We start from the raw sequence: 25,356 nt of genomic DNA, 5'->3' as shown, positions 1-25,356 counted from the left end.
ACTACGGTTGCGGAAGCCGACATTGGGAGTCGGTTTTTGAGGGATGACTAACATCGCTGACATGCCGGGCGAATAGGGCACCCGGCCAAACGAAAACGATCTGTCGTGGAGGAAACCCCATGAACGAACGCTACGTTCGCCCCGCCCCTGTCCGCATCGAAAAGGTGCGGGGTAGGAATGCCAAGCCGAAATACGGCTCGATGTTGATGGAGTTGGAACAACGCATCGCATTCGACGCTGCCGGCGCGGCGACCGTGGAAAAATCCCAGGAAAAAACCCATCAGGATCAAGGGGATCACGGCTCCGCCGAGACGGCCCAGCACGATGGCGCCAGCGATGGCCATGACGCGTTGGTCGCCGCACTCGCCGAACACCAAGCCGCTTCGGCAGCACCCGAGACGTCAGCCGTTGCACAGCCGCGCCAGGTGGTGGTGATCGATTCCTCCGTGCCCGACTATCAGGCGCTGGTCAAAGACCTAGGGGACAATTTCAAGATCATCGTGGTAGACCAGAACGAGAATGGCGTTCACGAACTCGCAGAAACGCTATCGTCTATGCACGATGTCGAAGCGATCCACATCATATCGCACGGCAAGGAAGGCTTCCTGCAGCTCGGTTCCGCGTCGCTGACGGCAACCACGATGGCGACCGATTACGCCGCTGATCTGACGTCGATACGCGGCTCCTTGACCGACAATGCCGATATTCTTGTCTACGGCTGTAATTTTGCCGAGGGCGAAACGGGCACGAACGCTGTCAAAATGCTCGGCTACCTCACCGGCGCAGACGTCGCCGCCTCGACCGATCCGACGGGAAGTGCTGCCCTCGGCGGCAACTGGGATCTCGAATATCACGATGGCGATATCGCCTCCGACCTGATCGGCACGGACAAGAGCCATGCGGACTACGCCGATACGCTGAACATCGCCTCGTCGAACGGCAATGGCGCTTTACTGGTCTCGGCCGGGCGCTCGATCTACAGCGTCGATGTCCTGACCGGCAAGGCGACGATGATCACGACGGTACCGACGTCCGTCGGCGGCATTACCATGTCAGACACGATCAACTCGCTGGCGGCCGATCAGTCAACTGGCCTGATCTACTACACCGACAGCAACTCGGTTGCAGGCAACAAGGCTCTGTTCGCCTACGATTACATCAACAACACCCACATCCTGGTCGATTCCGATCTGACCACGGGCGCCGCGACCAATATTGTTACGGGCACGACTGGCGTCGGCGGCGGCGCCGCGACATTCTTCAACGGCGGCCTCTATCTCGGCGTCGAGAACGTTTCGGGAAGCAACGACCAGATCTACCGCATCACCTTCAGCAACAACGGCCGCACCATGGCCGGCGCGACCGCATTTGGCGCGCAGATTACGGCAGCGAACGACTGGGGTGATTTCGCCATAGATTCGGCCAACAACACGCTGCTCAGCATCACCACGCTTGGCATCACCCGCTATAATCTCACGACCGGCGCAATCATCGACAGCATCGCCAATGCCACCGGCGGCACAGGTGCGCAGGGCGGCGGCGACATCAACGGCAACACCTATCTCGTCGGCACCGATATTCGCCAGATCAACCCGGTAACGGGTGTTGCCATCGGATCGGCTGTAACGGTCACCACCAATGGCACTACCGCGCTCACCAACATCTCCGATGCCGCGCGCTGGACGCCGCCGACGGGTACGATCGGCGACAAGATCTTCGCCGACAACGATAAAAGCGGCACCTTTAACACGGGCGATGGCGGCATCGGCGGCGTCACGGTGCAGCTGATCGATGACGTCAATGGCGACGGCCTGGTCAGTGCCGGCGAACGCATTCTGGCGACGGATACGACTGACGCCAACGGCAATTATCTCTTCACCGGCGTTCTCCCCGGCCAGTACATCGTGCGCGTCACCGACGCGAACGGTGTGCTTGGTACGGCGACGCTTACGACGGGAAGCACGACCCAATCGCTTGCGCTCGCCACGATCGGCGCCGCCAACCTCGCGGCCGACTTCGGCTACTACGCCCAGGCACCAATCGTTGACCTCAATTCCGGCACGACGCCGACGCAGATCATCACCAATGGCGGCACGCCTGGCACCACAGGCTGGTCGGTTGGCGGCACCGCGGGGGCGCAGGCCAACGGCGGCTTTGCCTGGACGCTCAATGGCGGAACCGGCACTCTCACACAAGCGAACGTGTCAGGTTGGACTGACGGTCTTGCGCCGTCTGGTGCAGCACAGCTGACCTTCGATGTGGGCTGGAGCAACGATCTGTTGCTCGGCATCTCCAACGATAACAACACGCCGGCAACCGTGGATGTCACCATCGGCGGCGTGCTCTATGCACGCATCACCACGGGTACGCTCAACGGCACGCCGAATACCGCGACCATCACCTATTTCAACGGCGCGTCCGGCTCACCCTCCACCGTTGCCGCATCAGCCGCCGGCACCACCGCCTGGGGCCGCACCGCCGTTACCATCAACCTGCCCTCGACGGTGGTCGCCACCGGCGACCTCGTCTTCAGCTATTCCGCAGCCGGCGGCCTGCTGACACCGAGTACGGATGACATCTTCATCGACAATGTCAGCGCCTTCCGCAACGTCGATACGGTGGCCGGCGTCAACTACACGACGACCTACACCGAAAACGGCGCCGGTGTGTCGATCGGCAGCACAGCAACTGATGTGCGCGATCTCGACAGCACCAACATGCGCTCGGCGACCATCGTGCTCACCAACGCGCAGGCCGGCGATATGCTGACCGTCGGCACCTTGCCGAGCGGCATCACCGGATCGGTCGATACGTCCGTTGCCGGGCAGGTCACCGTCACGCTGACGGGCTCGGCCACCAAGGCGAGCTACGCCACGGCGATCAAGGCCATCACTTTCTCCAACACCGGCGACAATCCAAGCACGACGCCGCGCGTCATCAACGTCACCGTCAATGACGGCGGCCTGTCGTCGGCCGTCGCCACCTCCACCATCGCGGTCGTCGCTGTCAACGATGCGCCGGTCAACAACCTGCCCACCAGCTGGACGACCAACGAAGACACCAGCCTGGCGCTGTCGGGTCTTTCCGTCACCGATCTCGACGCCGGCACGGGCTCGATGACGGTCACGCTGAGCGTCGCCTCCGGCACGATCACGGCAACGGCGGGCGGCAGTGTCGGCGTGTCGGGATCGGGAACCGGCATCGTGGTGCTGACCGGCACGCTTGCCAATATCAACGCCTATCTCGCCTCGGCTTCCGCGCCGGTCTACGTTCCTGTCGCCGATGCCAACGGCACGGTCGTCCTGACCATGACGACCAACGACAACGGCAACACCGGCACGGGCGGCGCGCTCACCGATGTCGATACGCGCAACATCATCATCAACCCGGTCAACGACGCGCCCGTGCTCGATCTAGATGGGTCGACGACTGGAACCGGCTATTCGGTCGGTTACACGGAAAATGCCGCTGGCGTGGCGATCTCGAACACCAACAGCAGTGTCGTCGACGTCGACAATACCAACATGGCCTCGGCCTCGATCGTGATCACCAACGGCCAGGCCGGCGACCTGCTTACGGTCACCGGCAACCTTCCAGCGGGGATCACCGCCAGCTATAACGCCACCACCTTCACCCTGACGCTGTCAGGCTCGGCGACCAAGGCGAATTACGAGGCCGCGCTTCGCCAGGTGCTCTACACCTCAAGCTCCGACAACCCGACGCTCAATGGCGCCGCCGCGTCACGCAACATCAGCGTCACCGTCAATGACGGCGCGGCGAATTCCAATACCGCCGTCACTGCCGTTGCGATCACTGCCGTAAACGACGCGCCTGTTAACACGCTGCCCGTGAGCTGGACCACTAACGAAGACACCAGCGTCGCGCTGACAGGCCTGTCGATCGCCGATCCGGATGCCGGGACGGGGGCGATGACCGTCCGGCTGCAGGTTCCGACAGGCGTCTTGACCGCCACGGCCGGCGGCTCCGTCACCGTCTCAGGTTCTGGCACCGGCACGCTGGTGCTGACAGGCACGCTCGCCAATCTCAACGCCTACCTGGCATCAAGCGCGGCGCCCGTCTACGTGCCGGTGGCCGATGCCAATGGCAGCGTCACCGTGACGATGACGACGAGCGATCTCGGCAATTTCGGCACCGGCGGCCCGCTGACCGATACCGATACGGCCGTGATCAACATCACGCCCGTCAACGATGCGCCGATCCTCGATCTCGATGCCTCGGGCGCCGGCACCGGCTTTACCACGACCTACACGGAAAACGACCCCGGCGTTGCGATTGCCGATACCGATGGCGTGATCACCGACATCGACAGCGCCAATATGGCCTCGCTGTCCGCGGTCATCACCAACGGCCAGGCGGGCGACCTTCTGGCCGTGGCCGGCACGCTGCCCTCAGGCATCACCGCGAGCTACAATTCCACGACCTTCACCCTGACGCTCAGCGGTTCGGCCCCGCGCGCCAGCTACGAGACGGCGCTGCAGCAGATCCGCTTCCTGTCGAGTTCGGAAAACCCATCCACCACGCCGCGCAGCATCAACGTCACGGTCAACGACGGCGCCGCCAATTCCAACGTCGCGGTCGCCACGGTCAACGTCATCGCCGTCAACGACGCGCCGGTAAATACGGTGCCGACGTCGGTGACGCTGAGCGAGGACGTGCAGACGGCGATCTCGGGCATTTCGGTGAGCGACGTCGACAGCGGCTCGGTCACCGTCACCCTGTCGGTCGCGAACGGCACGCTGTCGCCTTCCATCATCGCGGGAACCGTCACCGGCAACGGTACGACCTCGGTCACCGTCTCTGGCACGCTTGCGCAGGTCAACAGCGTGCTCGCCTCGCTGCGCTACACCGGCCGCGCGGATTATAATGGCTCGGACACTCTTGTCGTCTCCACTTCCGACGGTTCGCTAACGGACACGGACAATGTCGCGATCACGGTCACGCCTGTGGCTGATATCACGCCGGATACGGTGGCGACGGCCGAAGACATGGCAATCACCTTCAACGTCATCACCGGGACTAACGGCGCCACCGCCGATACCTTCAAGGATCCCGGCCGCGCCGTCACGTCGGTCACGCAGCCACCGGCCGGGCAGGGCAGCGTCACCTTCGCCGCCGACGGGACGCTGGTCTATACACCATCCGCGAACTTCAATGGACAGACGACCTTCACCTATACGGTGACCGCGGGTGGCGTCACCGAGACGGCCACCGTCACGGTCAATGTCAGCGCTGTCAACGATGCGCCGGTCAACAGCCTGCCGGCATCCGGCTGGAGCACCAGCGAGGACACGTCCATCGCGCTATCCGGCCTGTCGATCTCCGACGTCGATGCCGGCACCGGCACGATAACGGTCACACTCGCTGTCTCCGGCGGCTCGGTTTCCGCGATCTCGGGCGCCGGTGTCACCATCTCCGGATCGGGATCGGCGTCGCTGACCTTGTCGGGCACGCTCTCGGCGATCAACGCCTATCTGGCGTCGGCCGCCGCCCCGCAGTTCAACCCGGCCGCCAATGCCAGCGGCTCGGTGACGCTGACAATGACGACCAACGATGGTGGCAATACCGGCTCCGGCGGCGCGCTTACCGATATCGACACGCGCACCATCACCATCGATCCCGTCAACGACGCACCGGTCAACACGCTGCCGGCGGGCGGCTGGTCGGTCAATGAGGATACGGCCCTTGCGCTGACCGGCCTTGCGATCTCGGATGTCGATGCCGGCAGCGGCACGATGACCGTCGTGCTCGGCGTCAATTCCGGGCAGCTGACCGCCGCATCCGGTGCGGGTGTCACGATCAGCGGCTCCGGCACCTCGTCGCTCACGCTGTCGGGCACGCTTGCCAGCATCAACGCCTATCTCGCCAGCACCGCGCGACCGGTCTACACGCCGGTGGCCGATTTCAACGGTGCGGTCACGCTGACGATGACGACCAACGACGGCGGCAACACCGGTTCGGGCGGCGCGCTGACCGACGTGGACACGGCAACGATCACCGTCATCGCCGTCAACGACGCGCCGACGCTCGACCTCGACACATCCGCAGCCGGCACCGGTTACGCCACCAGCTACACGGAAAACGCCGCTGGCGTCGCCATCGTCAACACCGGTGTTCTCGTCGCCGACGTCGACAATACCAACATGGCATCGGCGACAATCATCATTTCCAATGGACAGGCCGGCGACGTGCTGGCGGTCACCGGCACGCTGCCATCTGGCATCACCGCCAGCTACAATGCCTCGACCTACACGCTCACCTTGACCGGCTCGGCGACAAAGGCCGCCTACCAAACGGCGCTTGGCCAGATCCGCTATGCCTCGACCTCCGATGATCCGGGTGCGCTCACCCGCTCGATCAACGTCACCGTATCCGACGGCGCGGCGTCGTCGAACACGGCGGTGGCGACGGTCGCGGTCACGCCTGTCAACGACGCGCCGGTCAACACGCTGCCATCAGGCGGCTGGACAATGAACGAGGACGGTACGCTGTCGCTGACCGGCCTCTCGGTGGCCGATCCCGATATCGGCTCGGGGACTGCGACGGTGACGCTGTCGGTCGGCTCCGGCGTGCTGACGGCCGCAAGCGGCTCGGGCGTGACGGTCACCGGTTCGGGCACCGCCACGATCACGCTGTCGGGCACGCTCACGAGCATCAACGCCTATTTGGCCAGCACCGCGCGACCGAGCTACGCCCCGGTCGCCGATTTCAACGGTAGCGTGACGCTGACGATGACGAGCAGCGACGGCCAGCTGACTGACACCGATACGCAGACAATCGCAATAACCGCCGTCGCTGATATCGCCAACGATACGGCCACGACCAACGAGGACACGGCGGTGGTGATCGCCGTCGATGCCAATGACAGCTTCGAAAACGCTGGCCACACGATCACCGCGATCAATGGCTCGGCCATCGTTGCGAACGGCGTCGTCAACGTCACCAGCGGCACGGTTCGCCTCAACGCCGATGGCACGCTGACCTTCACGCCATCCGCCAACGTCAACGGCAGCACCAGCTTCACCTATACGGTCACCTCCGGCGGCGTGACCGAGACCGCGACCGTCAACGTGACCATCGTTCCGGTCAACGACGCGCCGGTGAATACCGTTCCGGGCGCCCAAACGGTCGCCGAGGATACGCCGCTGGTCGTATCGGGCGTATCGGTCGCCGATGTCGATGGCGACGTGCTGACCACGACGGTGACAGTCACCAACGGTATCGCCAACGTGACGACGGGGACCGGCGCGATGATTGCCAACAACGGCACGTCTTCGGTTCGCTTGTCCGGCACCGCCGCGCAGATCAACGCGGCTCTTTCGGGCCTCACCTACACCGCCACCGCCGACTACAACGGCGCGGCGCAGCTGACCATCCAGACGACGGATGGCTCTTTGACCGACACTGATACGGTGGCGATAACAATCACGCCGGTCGCCGATATCGTCGCCGACAACCTGACGACCAACGAAGACACGGCCATCACCTTCAACGCCATCACCGGCACGAACGGCGCGTCGGCCGACAATTTCGAAAATGCGGGCAGGGCGATCACATCGGTCACGCAGCCCCCGGCCGGCCAGGGCACCGTCACTTTCGCCGCCGATGGCACGATCACCTATACGCCGGCAGCCAATTTCAACGGCACGACGAGCTTCACCTATACGGTCACTTCCGGCGGCGTGACGGAAACCGCGGCGGTGACGATCGTGGTCAATCCGGTCAACGACGCACCGGTCAACACCGTGCCGACAGCACAGACGACGGCGGAAGACACCTCCATCGTCTTCTCATCCTCCGCAGGCAATGCGATCGTCGTCTCCGATGTCGACAATGGAACGCTGACGGTGACGGTCACCGTCACCAACGGCTCCTTCTCGCTGTCTGGCACATCAGGTCTGTCGTTCAGCGCGGGCGACGGCACGGCCGACCAGACGATGACCTTCACCGGCACCACCGCAGCGATCAACACGGCGCTCGCGGGCGCAAGCTATGCGCCGGTTGCCGATTACAATGGATCGGCGCAGATTTCCGTGCAGACCTCCGACGGTTCGCTCAGTGCCACCAACACCATACCGGTGACCATCACCCCTGTCGCCGACATCGCCAATGATTCCGTGTCGACGGATGAGGACGTCCCAGCCGTCATCTCGGTCCTCGCAAACGATAGCTTCGAGAACCCGGGCCGCGCGATCACCGCCGTCAACGGCACCGCGATCACGGCAGGCGGGGCGGCGGTCACCGTTGCCAACGGTACGGTGCGGCTGAATGCCTCCAGCCAGCTGATCTTCACGCCGACGCTCGACTATAACGGCGTGACGACCTTCACCTATACCGTCACGTCGGGCGGGGTGACTGAGACCGCGCAGGTTACAGTCGCCGTCGCTTCGGTGAATACGCCACCTATCAATACGCTGCCGCCATCCTTCACCGCGATCGAGGATACGTCTCTCGGCCTCGCCGGCCTGCAGATCAGCGACCAGGACGCCGGCTCCGGCACGATGACGGTGACGCTGTCGGTCAATTCCGGAGTGCTTTCGGCGCTTGGGGCCGGCGGTGTCTCGGTGAGCGGTTCCGGATCGCAGGCTCTCACGCTGTCCGGCACGCTGACCGACATCAACGCCTATCTAGCCGGCGCGACGCGTCCGAGCTTTACGCCTGCTGCCAATTCCACCGCCAGCGTCACGCTGACGATGACCACCAACGACAATGGAAACACCGGCGGCCCCTCGCTGGTCGATATCGATACGGCAACGATCGCGATTACATCGGTCAACGATGCGCCCGCCGGCACCGACAATACTGTCACGATCAACGAGGACAGCGTCTACACCTTCTCGGCCGCAAGCTTCGGCTTTACCGATCCCAACGACAGCCCGGCCAACAGCCTTGCCGCCGTGGTCATCACCACCTTGCCGACCAATGGCGTTCTCTCGCTCGGCGGCACCGCCGTCACCGCCGGCCAGGTGATCTCCGCCGCCAATCTCGGCAACCTCACCTTCACACCGGCAGCCAATGCCAATGGCACGGCGCTCGCCTCCTTCACCTTCCAGGTCCGCGACAATGGCGGCACCGCGAATGGCGGCCAGGATACCGACCAGAGCCCGAACAGCTTCACCTTCAACGTCACGGCCGTCAATGATGCGCCGGTCAACACGCTGCCCGCGAGCTTCGGCACCAATGAGGATACGGCGCTGTCGCTGGCCGGCCTGCAGGTCGCTGATGTCGATGCCGGCTCCGGCTCGATCACCGTGACGCTCCGCGTCAATTCCGGCACGCTCGCCGCCACCGGCAGCTCCGGCGTCACGGTCAGCGGCTCCGGATCGGGCACGCTGGTGCTGACCGGCACACTTTCCAACATCAACGGCTTCCTTGCCGCAGCCGGCACCCGGCCGGTGTTCAACCCCGCCGCCAACGCCAATGGCGCGGTGACGCTGACGATGGTGACCAACGACAATGGCAACACCGGCAGCGGTGGCGCCTTGTCCGATACCGATACGGCGACGATATCAGTGGCCCCGGTCAATGACGCGCCTGTCGGTTCCGATACGGCGATCACCACCAACGAGGATACTGCCTTCTCCGGCACGCTGCCCGTCGCCACCGATGTCGATGGTGACAGCCTGACCTATGGCGCCGGATCGATCGCGCCGTCGCACGGCACCGTCGTGGTCAACGCTAACGGCACCTATATCTATACCCCATCCGCCAACTTCAACGGCACCGACAGCTTCACCTACAGCGTCAGCGACGGCACCGTCACGGTGCAATATCTGGTCAGCGTGACGGTCAATTCGGTCAACGACGCGCCCGTCGGCGTCAACGATACCGCCCAGACCAATGCCGGCGTCAGCACGAGCCTGAATGTGCTCGCCAACGACACCGATGTCGATGGCGACGTGCTGCAGGTCTCGGCCATCAACGGCGTCGCCGGCAATGTCGGTCTTGCAGTCACAGGTTCGAACGGCGGCACGTTCACGATCGGCGCCAACGGCGCGGCGGTGTTCAACCCGGGCACGGCCTTTACCGACCTTCCGGCCGGCCAGAGCCGCATCTCCAGCGTCACCTACCAGCTGTCCGACGGCCATGGCGGCTTCTCGACGGCGACCGTCACGGTGACAGTCACGGGTGTCAACGATGCGCCGATCTCGACGCCGATCGCCAACCAGACCGGCAACGACGCGCAGACGGTGACGCTCAATGTCGGCGGCAACTTCAGCGATCCCGATACCGGCGACACGCTGACCTTCACCGCGACCGGTCTTCCTCCGGGCCTGACGATCAACGCCACGACCGGTGTCATCTCCGGTACCATCAACCGCAGCGCCAGCGTCAACGGTCCTTATGCCGTCACGGTGACGGCAACCGACAGCAGCGGGGCGACAGCGAACCGCAGCTTCACCTGGGCCGTCCTCAACCCGCCGCCGGCGGCCGCCGCCGACAATCTGGCGACGACCGAGAATAGCCCACTCGCAGGCTCCGTCTTCGCCGATAATGGCAACGGTGTCGATTCCGATCCCGATGGCGACCCGATTTCCGTCTCGGCGGTCGGCGGCAGCGGCGCCGGTGTCGGCCAGGCCGTGGCCGGCTCGAACGGTGGTATCTTCACGATCAACGCCGACGGCACCTACGCCTTCAATCCCGGCACCGCCTTCGACGATCTCGCCGCCGGCGCGACGCGGGTCACGACCGTGACCTACACGATCACCGATGGCCAGGGCGGCTTCTCGACGGCGACGGTGACCGTAACCGTCACTGGCCTGAACGATGCCCCGGTCGCGGTGGCCGACAGCTTCACCACCAACGAGGACACATCCGTCACCTTCGACGTGCGCGCCAATGACAGCGATGTCGATGGCGGCACGCTTGCTGTCACGGCGATCAATGGCACCGCCATCGTCACGGGCGGCTCGGTGGCCGTCACCGGCGGCGTGGTCACGCTCAATGCCGATGGCCGGCTGACCTTCACGCCGACGGCCGATTACAACGGCAGGCCGACCTTCACCTACACGGTCTCCGACGGCCAGGGCGGCACGGCGAGCGCGACGGTCACCGGCACCGTCAACCCGGTGCAGGATCCGCCGGTCGCCGCCAACGACAGCTTCACCACCAACGAGGATACGGCGGTCACCTTCGATGTGCGCGCCAACGACAGCGACGTCGATGGCGACGCGCTTGCCGTGGTCCAGATCAACGGCTCGAACATCGCGTCCGGCGGCTCGGTCGCCGTCACCGGCGGCAGTGTCCGGTTGAATGCCGATGGCACGCTGACCTTTACGCCATCGGCCAACTACAACGGCAATCCGAGCTTCAGCTACACCATCTCCGACGGCCACGGCGGCACGGCGACGGCAACGGTCAACGGTACGGTCAACCCGGTTCAGGATCCGCCGGTCGCGCAGAACGATAGTTTCACGACGCCGGAGGACCAGGCCGTTACCATCGCCGTTCTTACCAATGACAGCGATCCGGATGGTGACGCGCTGACGATCACGCAGATCAATGGCACCGGCATCACGGTCGGCAATTCCGTGGCGATCACCGGCGGCAGCGTCACGCTGAACGCGAACGGCACGCTGACTTTCACGCCTACGGCGAATTTCAACGGCAGCCCGAGCTTCACCTACACCGTTTCCGACGGCAATGGCGGCACCGCGACCGCCACCGTCAGCGGCACGGTAACGCCGGTCAACGATATCCCCGTCGCTGTGGCCGATAGCTTCACGACGGCAGAGGATACGGCCGTCACCTTCGATGTGCTTGGCAATGACAGCGATATCGACGGCGACACGCTCACCGTGACCGCCATCAATGGCGCCAACATCGCGGCCGGCGGGGTGGTTACCGTCACCGGCGGCACGGTGCGGCTGAACGCCAACGGCACGCTGACCTTTACGCCGACGGCGAATTTCAACGGCAGCCCGAGCTTCACCTACACGGTCTCGGACGGCAATGGCGGCACCGCGACCGCCACCGTCAGCGGCAGCGTGACGCCGGTGAACGACGCGCCGGTTGCCGTTAACGACAGCTTTACCACGCTTGAAGATACGGCCGTGACCTTCGATGTCCGCGGCAACGACAGCGACGTGGATGGCGATGCGCTCAATGTGACCGCGATCAACGGGACCGCGATTGCATCCGGCGGGTCCGTGGCTATCACCGGCGGCAGCGTCAGGCTCAATGCGAATGGCACGCTGACCTTCACGCCGGCTGCGAACTACAACGGCACCCCATCCTTCACCTACACCATATCGGACGGCAATGGCGGCACCGCGACGGCCACGGTCAACGGTACGGTTACGCCGGTCAACGACGCGCCCGTTGCCTCCGATACCACCGTCTCGGTCGATGAAGATGGGGTGATCTCAAGCACACTGCCGACGGCAACCGACGTCGACGGCGATGCGATCACCTATGCCGTCGGCAGTACCACGCCGGCCCATGGCACCGTTGTCGTCAATCCGAATGGCACCTACAGCTACACGCCATCGGCCAATTTCAACGGGACCGACCGGTTCACCTATGTCGTCAGCGACGGCAAGGGCGGCAGCAACGAATATACGGTCACGGTCAATGTCGCGAGCGTCAACGATATACCGGTCGGCACGCCGCTCTCGGCCCGGTCGGGCGCCGATGGCGCAGCCGTTACCTTCGATGTCTCCGGCTTCTTTACGGATGCCGACAACGACACGCTGACCTATTCGGCAAGCGGTCTTCCGGTCGGCCTGTCGATCAACGCCGCCGGCGTGGTGACGGGAACGATCGATCGCCAGGCGAGCGTCGGCGGGCCAACGGGCAATGGCGTTTACACCGTGACCATCAGCGTCAATGACGGCCATGGCGGCACGGCCAGCCAGAGCTTCTCGTTCTCGGTCAGCAACCCGCCGCCGGTCGCCGTCAATGATGCGGTCACCGCGACGGAAGATACGCCGCTCACCTTCAACGTGCTCGATGGTTCGGCGAGCGGCGGCGTGCCGGATAGCGATCCCGATGGAGATCCGCTGACGGTCACGGTGGCCAGTGCCGCCAACGGCACGGTGACGCTCGGCTCCGGCGGCCAGATCACCTATCAGCCGAACGCCAATTTCAACGGCACCGATACGATCACCTACACGATCTCCGACGGAAACGGCGGAACGGCGACCGCGACGGTCACCGTCACCGTGCTTGCGGTCAACGACGCACCCGTCGGCCAGCCGATCGCCGATCGTACGAGGAACGACGGAGACACCGACAGTCTCGATATCTCGTCCTTCTTCTCCGATGCCGACGGCGATCCGCTCACCTATGCCGCGAGCGGCCTGCCTGCGGGGTTGACCATCGATCCGGCCACCGGCCTTGTCTCCGGCCGCATCGCGCCGGAAGCCTCGGGCCCGACGGGCGAGGCCGTCTATACGGTGACGGTGACTGCATCGGACGGCAAGGGCGGCACGACCTCGGTTACCTTCCACTACACCATCCTCAACCTGCCGCCGATCGCGCGCGACGATTTCGCGACCACGAACGAGGATACGCCCGTCGATATCGACGTGCTCGCCAATGACGGCGATCCGGATGGCGACAATGACGAGGTCATCCGCGTCAACAATGTGGTGCTGCAGCTGAACGGCCCGGCCGTGGCGACGACCAACGGCACGGTTCGACTGGTCGCCGGCCCAACCGATCGGCCGCTGCTACGCTTCACGCCGAACGCGAACTACAACGGCCAGGAAAGCTTCAGCTACTCGATCGACGACGGCAATGGCGGCGTCGATACCGCGACGGTGACCATCACGATCATCCCGCAGAACGACGCGCCCGAGGGGACCAACCCGATACCGGATCGCGTGCGTGCCGATGGCCAGCAGCTGATCTATCGCGTCTCTGATTTCTTCGACGATCCCGATGGCGATACGCTGAATTACACGATCACAGGCCTGCCTGCCGGCTTGAGCTTCGACGCGGCAACCGGCCTCATCTTCGGCACGATCGATCACAACGCCAGCCAGGGCGGCGCCTCGGGCTTCTACCAGATCACGGTCACGGCGCATGACGGGCCAAACGGGACAGGTGCGTCCGTGTCCCAGACCTTCGAGCTCCAGGTGACCAATCCGGGCCCGACCGCCGTCAACGACAATCTCGCGATCAACGAGGATCAATCCGCGACATTCAACGTCATCACCGGCGCTGGAACGGCGAGCGGCACCGCCGGCGCGGACACCGATCCGGATGGCGATACGCTGAGCCTGATTGCTGCCTCAGCCGGCCACGGGACGCTGACCTTCGCGGCGAACGGTGCGATCACCTATGTCCCGGCTGCCGATTTCAACGGTACCGACACGATCATCTACACGATCTCCGACGGGCAGGGCGGCGTCTCGACGGCGACGGTTACGATCACGATCAATGCCGTCAACGACGCGCCCGATGTCAGTGGTCCGCTTCCGGCCCAGATGGACAGCGACGGCCAGACCGTCTCCTTCGATGCCGGCGTCTATTTCTCCGATCGCGATGGCGATACGCTGGGCTATGCTGCGACCGATCTCCCGCCCGGCCTGCAGATCGACGCCGCGACCGGCGTGATCTCTGGTCCGCTTCCGAACAACGCCTCGCGTCCCGAACCGTATGTCGCGACGATCACAGTATCGGACGGACATGGCGGCACGATTTCGCGGACGATTACCTGGATCATCAGCAACTTCCCGCCCAAGGCGTTCAGCGATGTCCTCTCGGTTGGTCAAAACACCAGCGGCGGCGGCAATGCGCTGACCAATGATACGGACCCCGATGGCGACGCCCTGATCATCGATCGGATCAACGGCCAGGCGGGCAGTGTCGGCCAGCCGGTCGCCGGATCGAATGGCGGTACCTTCACTGTCAGCGCCACGGGTGGCTACACCTTCAACCCGGGCACCGATTTCGCCGATCTCGGCGCCGGCGAGACCCGCACGACGTCGGTCACCTACCGCGTGACGGATGCCGATGGCGAAAGCGATACGGCGACGATCACCGTCACCGTCACCGGCATCAACGACAATCCGACGGCAACGCCCATCCCCGCGGTGACACTCGCCGATGGCCAGTCGCTCGATGGAAAGCCGATAGATGTCAGCGATTTCTTCAGCGACGTCGACGGCGATACGCTGACTTTTACGGCATCCGGCCTGCCGGCAGGCCTGTCGATGGACGCGAATGGGGTTATCACCGGCACGATCGCCGCCGACGCGTCGAAGGGTGGCCCGATCTATACGGTGGCAGTAGTGGCGAACGACGGCCAGGGCGGCACGTTCAGGACAACCTTCAATCTCACCGTCACCAATCCGGCTCCGACCGCGGTCAACGATACGGCGACCACGACCGAGGACGTGCCCCTTCTCAACATCAACGTGCTTGGAAACGATACCGATCCTGACGGCGACGTGCTGATGATCGATCCTGCTTTCGCGCCGCAGGCCGGCCACGGCACGGTGACGGTCAACAGCGATGGAACGCTGAACTATACGCCCGCAAAAGATTTCAACGGCATCGACACGGTGGTCTACCGCGTGACCGACGGTCAGGGCGGTCTCAGCACCGGCGTGCTGACCATCACGGTCGGTGCCCAGAATGACGCGCCGATCGAAACCCCGATCGCCGATATGGAGCGCAATGACGGCGATACGATCAGCTTCGACATTTCGAGCTATTTCGCCGATCCCGAGGGCGGCGTACTGACATACGACGTGCAAGGCCTGCCACCGGGCCTGACCTTCGATCCGGCGACCGGCATCATCAGCGGCCGGATCAGCGCCGGCGCATCCGGCCCGATGGGCCTCTCCAACTACCTGGTCAAGGTCATCGCGACCGACGACGGCGGCCTCACCGCCGAATCCGATTTCACCTATGTTATCCGCAACATCGCGCCCGACGCGATGAACGACACGGCAAGAACGCTGGAAGACCAGCCTGTCGATATCGACGTGCTCGCAAATGATGTCGACACCGACGGCGATGCCAGGAGCATAGTTCTCGTCAACGGCGTCAACCTGAGCGTCGATGGCGCGGCCGTTCCGATTTCCAACGGCTCGGTGCAGCTCGTGCTGGTCAACGGCGCGCAAGTACTGCGTTTCACGCCTGCGGCCAACTACGCCGGCACCGCCTCGTTCACCTACACGATCAGCGACGGCAATGGCGGCAGCGACACGGCGACGGTGACCGTCACGGTCGATCCCGTAAACGATGCGCCCGTGGCGACCCCGATCCCCGATCGCGCACAGGCAGATGGCTCAGCCGTCAGCTTCGACGTCAGGGGCTTCTTCAGCGATGTCGATGGCGATACGCTGGCGATCGCAGTCAATGGCCTGCCCCCCGGCCTGGGCTTCGATCCGGCCACCGGTCTTATCAGTGGCACGCTGGATGCCAATGCATCGACGGGCAGCCCATACACTGTCGTGGTATCCGCCGACGATGGCCATGGCGGCCAGGTCTCGACGCAGTTCGTCTTCTCCGTCAGCAACCCGGCGCCGATCGCCGCCAATGACGCTGTCGCGACCAATGAAGATACCGCCGTTACCTTCAATCCGATCACCGGTGTCGGTACGGCCGGCGGCGGCGTGGATGTCGATCCAGACGGCGATCCGCTGACGATCGTGGCGATCGACGGCCAGCCGATTGCCATCAATGGCACGGTTGCCGTCGCGGGCGGCGTCATCCGCCTCAACGGCGACGGATCGCTGACCTTCACGCCGGCGGCCGATTTCAACGGCACTGTGCCGGTAACCTACCGCATCAGCGACGGCAATGGCGGCTTTGCGGAAGCATCGATCGTCATCACCGTCGCGGCGGTGAACGATGTCGGTGTCGTCGATCTCAACGGCGCCGGCGCGGGCGTCGACATCGCCGTCTCCTTCAACGAGGGTGATGCGCCGGTCGCGATCGCCAGCGGCGACGCAACCGTGTTCGATGTCGAGAACGGCATCACGTCGCTGAACCTCGCGCTTGGCGGCTTTGCCAATGCAGGTTCCGAGATCATCCACCTGAACGGCTCCGTCGACATCGTCTACGGTACGGCCAACACCGGCACGATCATCTTCGGCGGCACGACCTTCCGCTTTAGCTATGACGGCGCCAATGCGCTCGCCATCACCAATGCGGCTGGCGGCACGATGGGCAATGCGGCGACCAGCGCCCTGCTGCGCGCCATTCAATATGAAAACAGAAGTGACAACCCGACTACGGGAGACCGGACGGTCTCGATCACCGTGACGGACGATGGCGGCGCGACTTCGGTAGCGGCGGTCGCGACGATCTCGATCGGTGCCGTCAACGACGCGCCTGTCGCCATCGATGACACGGCAACCACGGATGAAGACACCGCCATTGTCGGCGCTGTGCCCGGCGTACTGGGCAACGATACCGACGCTGATGGCGACGCGCTCGTCGTCACGGCTGTGGGTACTGGCGCGCCCGGTGCTGTGGTTGCCGGCTCGACGGGCGGCAGCTTCGTGATCAATGCCGACGGCAGCTATCGCTTCGATCCCAGCGCCGATTTCCAGAGCCTCAAGGCCGGCGAAACACGGGTTACCTCGGTCACCTACGCGGTATCGGACGGCAATGGCGGCACGGCGAATGCGACGCTGTCGGTCACCGTCGTCGGCGTCAACGACGCGCCGATTGGAAGTGATGGCATCATCAGGACCGCCGAAGATACGGTTGCGACCGGCCTCCTGCCCACTGCAACCGACACCGATGGAGATGCGCTGACCTATGCCATCGCCACGCCGCCCGCCAATGGGGTGGTCACCATCAGCGCCGACGGCAGCTATCGCTACACACCGCCAGCCAACTTCAACGGCAGCGACAGCTTCACCTACAGCGTCTCCGATGGTCGTTCGACGGTCACCTACACCATGGCCGTCACCGTCACGCCAGTCGATGACGCACCGGTGGGTACGCCGATCGCCAACCAGGCCTATCAGGATGCGCAGACCATCAGCTTCGATGTCTCGGGCAACTTCAGCGATATCGATACGCCCAGCCTGACCTTCACCGCGACGGGCCTGCCGAGAGGTCTCTCGATCTCGTCGCAGGGCGTCATCACCGGAACGGTCGACCGCGATGCGTCGCAGCTCAATGGCGGCGCTTATTCCGTCACCGTCTCCGCCAGCGACGGCACGAGCTCGGCGAGCCAGACCTTCATCATCAGGGTCACCAACCCGGCGCCCATCGCCCGCGACGATGCCGCCAGCACCGGCGAGAACGTTGACATCGCCGGCTCGGTCTTCGCCGACAACGGCAATGGCGCGGATAGCGATCCAGATGGCGACACGATCGTGGTCAGCGCTGTCAACGGCGTTGCCGGAAATGTCGGTGCGTCGATCGCAGGCTCGGCGGGCGGGCGGTTCGTGATCGGCACCGATGGCAGCTACACATTCGTGCCGGGCACCGACTTCGACAATCTGAAGGCCGGCCAACAGCGTACCACCAGCATCACCTACACCATCTCCGACGGCCAGGGCGGCACATCGACCGCGACCTTCACGGTGACGGTATCGGGCGCCAACGACCTTCCTGTGGGCTCCGACATCGCGGTCTCGACCGCCGAGGACACGGCCCTCAGCGGCCAGCTGCCGGCGGCGACCGATGTCGATGGCGATCCGCTGACCTATGGGGTCGGCAGCCAACCCGGGCATGGCGGCGTCACGATCGACCCGACTGGCGCCTACGTTTATACGCCGACTGCGGACTTCAACGGTGCGGACAGCTTCACCTATACGATCTCTGATGGAACCGCCGTCGTTACGCATACGGTGACCGTGACAGTCAACCCGGTTAATGATGCGCCGGTTCTGCAGGATGTCGCGGTCTCGATGAATGAAGACGGCACGGCGACGGGCCAGATCGTTGCCACCGACATCGACGACGCGCCGGCCACGCTGGTCTATGGTCTTCAGACCGCAGCCGCGAGCGGGACCGCCGTCGTCAACCCCGACGGCACCTACAGCTATATCCCCAATCCCAATTTCAACGGCACTGACAGCTTTGTCGTGGTCGTCACGGACCCCAGTGGCGCCACCGCCACGGCAACGATCACGATCACGGTCGGCGCGGTCAACGATCCGCCCGTAGCTGTCGACGATACCGCCGCGACCACCGAAAACACCGCGATCTCAGGCAATGTGATCGTCGGCGGGCCAGGTGCCGACAGCGATCCGGATGGCGACACGCTGACCGTTGTCGGCGTCGGCGCGGCCACCGGTAATGTCGGGGTAGCAATCCCCGGCCAGGGCGGCGGCAGCTTCCTGATTGCCGCCGACGGCTCCTATACATTCGACCCCGGCACCGACTTCGACGGCCTTGCCGCAGGTGCGACAGCGACGACATCAGCGAGCTACACGATCTCCGATGGCCATGGCGGCGTGGCCACTGCGACGCTGACGGTCACCGTCACCGGCCTCAACGACGCGCCGAATGCGCCGGCCTTGCCGCCACAGGCAAGCCTTGACGGCGCAGCCATCGTGCTGCCTGTTGGTGCTCAGTTCACCGATGTCGATGGCGATCCGCTGACCTTCGATATCACCGGACTACCGCCGGGCCTCGTCTACAACGCCCAGACCGGCGAGATCACGGGCAACATCCTGCCGAACGCCTCCGGTGCGACCGGCAGCGCGGTCTACAATGTCACGATTACGGCGAGAGACGGCCTCGGCGGCGAAGCGGTTCGCAGTTTTGCCTGGACGGTGACGAACCCGGTGCCGGACGCGGTCAACGATCTCTTCACGATGAACGAAGGCGGGCAGTTGAGCGGCTCGGTTCTCGTCGCCAACGGCAATGGCCCCGACACCGATCCCGATAATGATCCGCTCACCGTTTCGCTGGTGACGAATACCGCGCATGGCGCCCTCGTGCTCAATCCCGATGGCACCTTCACCTACACGCCGACCACCGGGTTCAACGGCACTGACAGCTTCGTCTATCGCATCGACGACGGCAATGGCGGCACCGATACGGCGACCGTCACCATCACTATCAATCCGGTCAACGACGCGCCTGTCGCCGTCAACGACAACTTCACTGTCGCCGAAGACGGCCAGGTGGTCGTTCCGGTCCTGGCCAACGACAGCGATCCCGATGGCGATACGCTGACGATAACCGAGATCAACGGTCAGCCGATCAGCGTCGGCGGCAGCGTTGCTCTCGTGTTCGGAACCGTGACGCTGAATTCCGACGGCACGCTGACATTTGCAGCAGCACCTGATTTTTCCGGCAATGCCAGCTTCACCTACACGGTTTCCGACGGAACCCTGAGCGTGCAAGGCACAGTCACCGGCACGGTGACAGGCGTCAACGACGCGCCGGTCAATGGCCTGCCGGCGACCTTCAACGGCACCGAGGATACGGCGCTGCCGCTTGCCGGCCTGTCGATCTCTGATGTCGATGCCGGATCGGGCACGATGACGGTGACGCTCTCGGTCGATGCCGGCACGCTGACGGCTGCCGCCGGCGGCAATGTAGCCGTGACCGGCAACGGTTCGGGCGTGATCACGCTCACAGGCACGCTCGGCGATATCAACGCCTACCTCGCCGGCGCATCGGCCCCGGCCTATCATCCGCTCCTGAATTCGAATGCGCCGGTGACGCTGACCATGGTCACCAGCGACGGCGGCAATAGCGGCGCCGGGGGCGTTCAGACCGATACCGACCGGGCGACGATCATTCTCGCGCCCGTCAACGACGCCCCTGTCGCGAGCGGCTCGATGATCCAGACGCGGGAAGACGTGCCGGTGTCGGGCGTGGTGGCCGCCACCGATCCGGATGGCGACCCGCTGACTTATGCGGTCGCAACAGGCCCGCGCAACGGCACTGTCGTCATCGACGCCGCTGGGCGCTACCTCTACTCGCCCAACACCGATTTCAACGGCACCGACAGTTTCGACATCAGCGTCAGCGACGGACAGGGCGGTATCACGACCGTCACGATCGCGGTGACCGTGACCCCGGTCAACGACGCGCCCGTCGGTTCGGATGCGACGGTGACGGTGGCCGAGGACCAGACGCTGAACGGCCAGCTGCCGGTCGCGACTGACGTGGACAGCCCCAGCCTGACCTACGGACTTGGCGGGCAGGCGGCGCACGGCACGGTGACGGTCAACGCCGACGGCACCTACAGCTACGTGCCGGCTGCGAATTACAACGGTTCCGACAGCTTCACCTACACCGTCTCCGACGGCCAGGCGACCTCGACCTACACGATCTCGATTACCGTGACTGCGGTCAACGACGCGCCGGTGAGCTCGGGAACCTCGATCTCCACCGAGGAGGATGAAACCGTCACCGGCCAGCTGCCCCCGGCCACCGACGCCGATGGCGACCCGATCACCTATGGGCTCACCGCGCAGGCCTCCAACGGCACCGTGGTGATCAACCCCAACGGCAGCTACAGCTATACGCCGGCCCCCGGCTATAACGGCTCCGACAGTTTCAGCTTCAGCGTCTCGGATGGCACCGATTCCACGACCTATGTGGTCAATGTCACCGTGGGCGCAGTTAACGATCCGCCAAGCGGCTCCAACGCCGCGATCACCGTTGCCGAAGACGGCCTGGCCACCGGAACGCTTCCCCTCGCAACCGATCCGGATGGCGATCCACTGACCTATGGGCTGGGTGCGCCTGCCGCGCACGGCACGGTCACCGTCAACACCGACGGCACCTACACCTATCGGCCGAATGCCAACTACAACGGCACCGACAGCTTCACCTACACCGTCTCCGACGGCATCGATCAATCGACCTATACGGTCTCTATCACCGTGACGCCTGTCAATGACGCCCCGGTCGGATCGAACACCGCGATTACCGTCTCCGAGGACATACCCTTCGACGGCGTGTTGCCGGCCGCCAGCGATGTCGATGGGGATCCGGTTCGCTACGCCGTTGGCACCCAGCCGATGCATGGTTCGGTGACCGTCAATCCCGACGGCACTTATCGATACGTGCCGGCAGCCGACTACAACGGCGCTGACAGCTTCACCTATCAGGTGACCGATGGCCAGGCGGTCTCGACCTACACGGTCGCGATCACGGTGACTGCGGTCAACGACGCGCCGGTTGGCAGCAACGTTTCGATCGCCGTCGATGAAGACGGCTCCGCGTCTGGAACGCTGCCGCGCGCGGTCGATGGCGATGGCGACCCGCTGACCTATCTGCTGCAGAACGGTCCGAGCCACGGCGTGGCCACGGTGCAGTCCGACGGCCGCTACACCTACGTCCCCGCGGCCAATTTCTCTGGGACGGACACGTTCACCTACGCGGTGTCCGACGGCACTGTGCTGTCCGTCTACACGGTGACGGTGAACGTCGGTGCCGAAAACGATGCGCCGACGGGCTCGGATCTGGCAATCAGCATCTCCGAGGATACGAGCTTTACCGGCTCGCTTCCATCAGCCTCCGATGCGGATGGAGACACCATCGTCTACGGCCTCGGCACGCCGGCGGCCCATGGGGCCGTGACGGTCAATCCCGACGGCACCTTCAGCTACGTGCCGCAGGCAAACTATGCCGGGCCGGACCAGTTCACCTACACCTTGTTCGATGGAACCGTAACGGTGTCCTATACCGTTACAATCGACGTTCAGAATGTGAACGACGCGCCGATCGGCGCCGATACAGCCATCTCGCTTGCCGAGGATACGACCTTCTCAGGTCAGCTTCCGCCGGCCGTCGATCCTGACGGCGATCCAGTCACCTACGCTCTCGCCGGCGCGGCAAGCCACGGGACCGTCAGCATTAATGCCAACGGGACCTACAGCTACACCCCCGACAGCAATTTCAACGGCACCGACAGCTTCAGCTATTCCGTCAGCGACGGCACGGCGACCAACGTCTACCGCGTCTCGGTGACCGTCAGCGCCGTCAACGATGCGCCGATCGGATCCGACGCGTCAATCTCGGCGCAGCAGGGCACGGTCGCGACCGGCAATCTGCCGCCGGCCTATGATATCGAGGGAAGCCCGGTCACCTATGGACTGGGCGCGCAGGCCGCGCACGGCACCGTGGTGATCGGAGCAAACGGCAGCTACTCGTATCAGCCAAACAGTGGCTTCAGCGGCAGCGATCAGTTCACCTACTCGGTCTCCGACGGAACGGCGGTATCGATCTACACCGTCACCGTCTCGGTCGGCGCCGTCAACAGCGCGCCCACGGGGCAAGACACGACGCTGACCGTTTCCGAGGAAACGCCGTTTACCGGCCAACTGCCCGTCGCGACCGATGCGGATGGCGACGCGCTGACCTACGGCCTTGCCGCCGGACCGGCGCATGGCGTCGTTACTGTTTCGGCGGACGGGCAATATTCCTTCACGCCCGATCGCAATTTCAACGGCATCGATCAGTTCAGCTACTCGGTGAGCGATGGCCGGGCGACCGTTGTCTACCGCGTGTTCGTTACGGTCACGCCCGTCAACGACGCCCCCGTCGGGTCCGATACCGCGATCTCGCTCGCCGAGGACACGACCTTCACCGGGCGGCTGCCGACGGCATCCGACGCCGATGGCGATGCCATCACCTATGGTCTGGCGGCCGCTGCCGGCCACGGGACGGTCAGCATCAATGCCGATGGAACGTACAGCTACAGGCCCAACGGCAATTTCAATGGCACCGACCAATTCAGCTATTCGGTGAGCGACGGCACGGTCACCAACATCTATCGCGTGACCGTGACCGTCACCGCCGTCAACGATGCTCCCGTCGGTTCGGATACATCGATCTCCGTGCAGGAGGGGACCGTTGCCACCGGCACCCTGCCGCCAGCCACCGATGTCGAGGGATCACCGGTCACTTATGGTCTCGGTGCTAATCCCGTCCACGGCACCGTTACCATCGATCCGAACGGCAACTACACCTACCAGCCCGACGCTGGCTTCAGCGGCGCCGATCAGTTCACCTATACGGTGTCCGACGGCACGGCGACCTCGGTTTACACCGTGACGGTTTCCATTGGCGCGGCCAATGGTGCCCCCGTCGGCAGTGATACGACGCTGACGATTGCCGAAGATACGACGTTTACCGGCACGCTTCCCGCCGCCACCGACCCCGATGGCGATCCGCTGAGCTACGCGGTTGCGGCCGGGCCTGCCCACGGCGTCGTCACGATCACCGCCGACGGCCGATATGTCTTCACGCCGAACGGCAATTTCAACGGCACGGACCAGTTCAGCTATTCGGTGAGCGATGGTCGGGCGACGGTCGTCTACCGCGTGTTCGTCACGGTCACGCCCGTCAACGACGCACCTGTCGGGTCCGGCACGGCGATCGCGGTCGGGCGCGATCAGACCGTCACAGGCACCTTGCCGCCGGCCTTCGATGTCGAGGGATCGCCGATCACCTACCAGCTTGGATCGGCCGCAGCCCACGGCGTCGTCACGGTCAATCCGGATGGCAGCTACAGCTACACGCCGTCAGCCGGCTATGAGGGTGGCGACAGCTTCACCTTCACGGTCTCCGACGGCGACGCGACATCGACCTACACGGTCACGATTGCCGTGGGTGCTGCCGTGCCGCCGACAGAACCGCCGCCGGAAACACCGCCCGGCGAACGTCCGCCGCTCGAAAGGGATCCGCCGGTCGTGTTCCCCATCGATGCGAACGATCCCGGCGCGCCTGATTTCGGTGACGAGACCGAGGAGATTGGTGGCGCATCGAAGGAGATCATGGACGATCTCGGCGCTATATCGGATGATATCACGGTGGATGGTCCGATCGACGCAGTCGTCAACGCCGCTCAGCCTCTGAACGGCATCGGCTCTTTGCCGCGCCACGGCGCGGTGCTGCATGCCGTGCGTCAGATCTCCGAATGGATCGAAAGCGGACGTCGTCTCGACGATATCCACATCGGCTTCTTCAAGGGAGGATCGAATATTCACATCGCCGGATCGGGTGACGATAGCACCTGGTTCACGGTCGATACGATCTTCAACGAGAACTTCCTCTACATCCTGCCCGCCTATGGCAGCCAGACCGAGAAGACGAGCTTCAGCGTGACGCTATCCGATGGGCGCGCGCTGCCGGACTGGATGACGGTGACGCATGGCGGCATGATTATCGGCCGCCCGCCCGTCGGCGCCGTATCGATCGACATCCGCGTATGGGGCACCTCGCGTGACGGTACGGTCAGCGACACGCTGCGCATCGACCTGCAGACGGGAACAGTGCTCGACCATGTCAGGGACCGGCGCGCCGAACTGGGGCCGGGGGCGTTGTTCTCCAGCCAAATGTTGGCCGAAGCGAACATAAACAGCGGGCAAGGCGACCGGCTCTGGAGCGCGCTGCGCGGTCAATGATACCGACTGCGGCGACGCTGCGCCGTCTCCTCGAGCCTTCTAG

Annotated in this window: 1 protein-coding gene; it reads left to right on the top strand. The window is 64.4% G+C overall.

The genetic code is table 11. The annotated features are described in order from the left end of the window. Nucleotides 1–119: 119 nt before the first annotated feature. Nucleotides 120–25,313: an Ig-like domain-containing protein gene (locus QTL96_RS11565; protein WP_289727803.1), complete on the top strand. Its 25,194-nt coding sequence runs from the start codon at nt 120–122 to the stop codon at nt 25,311–25,313. Nucleotides 25,314–25,356 lie beyond the last annotated feature (43 nt).

The sequence above is a fragment of the Rhizobium sp. S163 genome (assembly GCF_030380805.1).
Classification (GTDB): Bacteria; Pseudomonadota; Alphaproteobacteria; order Rhizobiales; family Rhizobiaceae; genus Rhizobium.
Note: the sequence above shows the minus strand (reverse complement) of the source record. Positions and strands in the feature narration are given on the sequence as shown.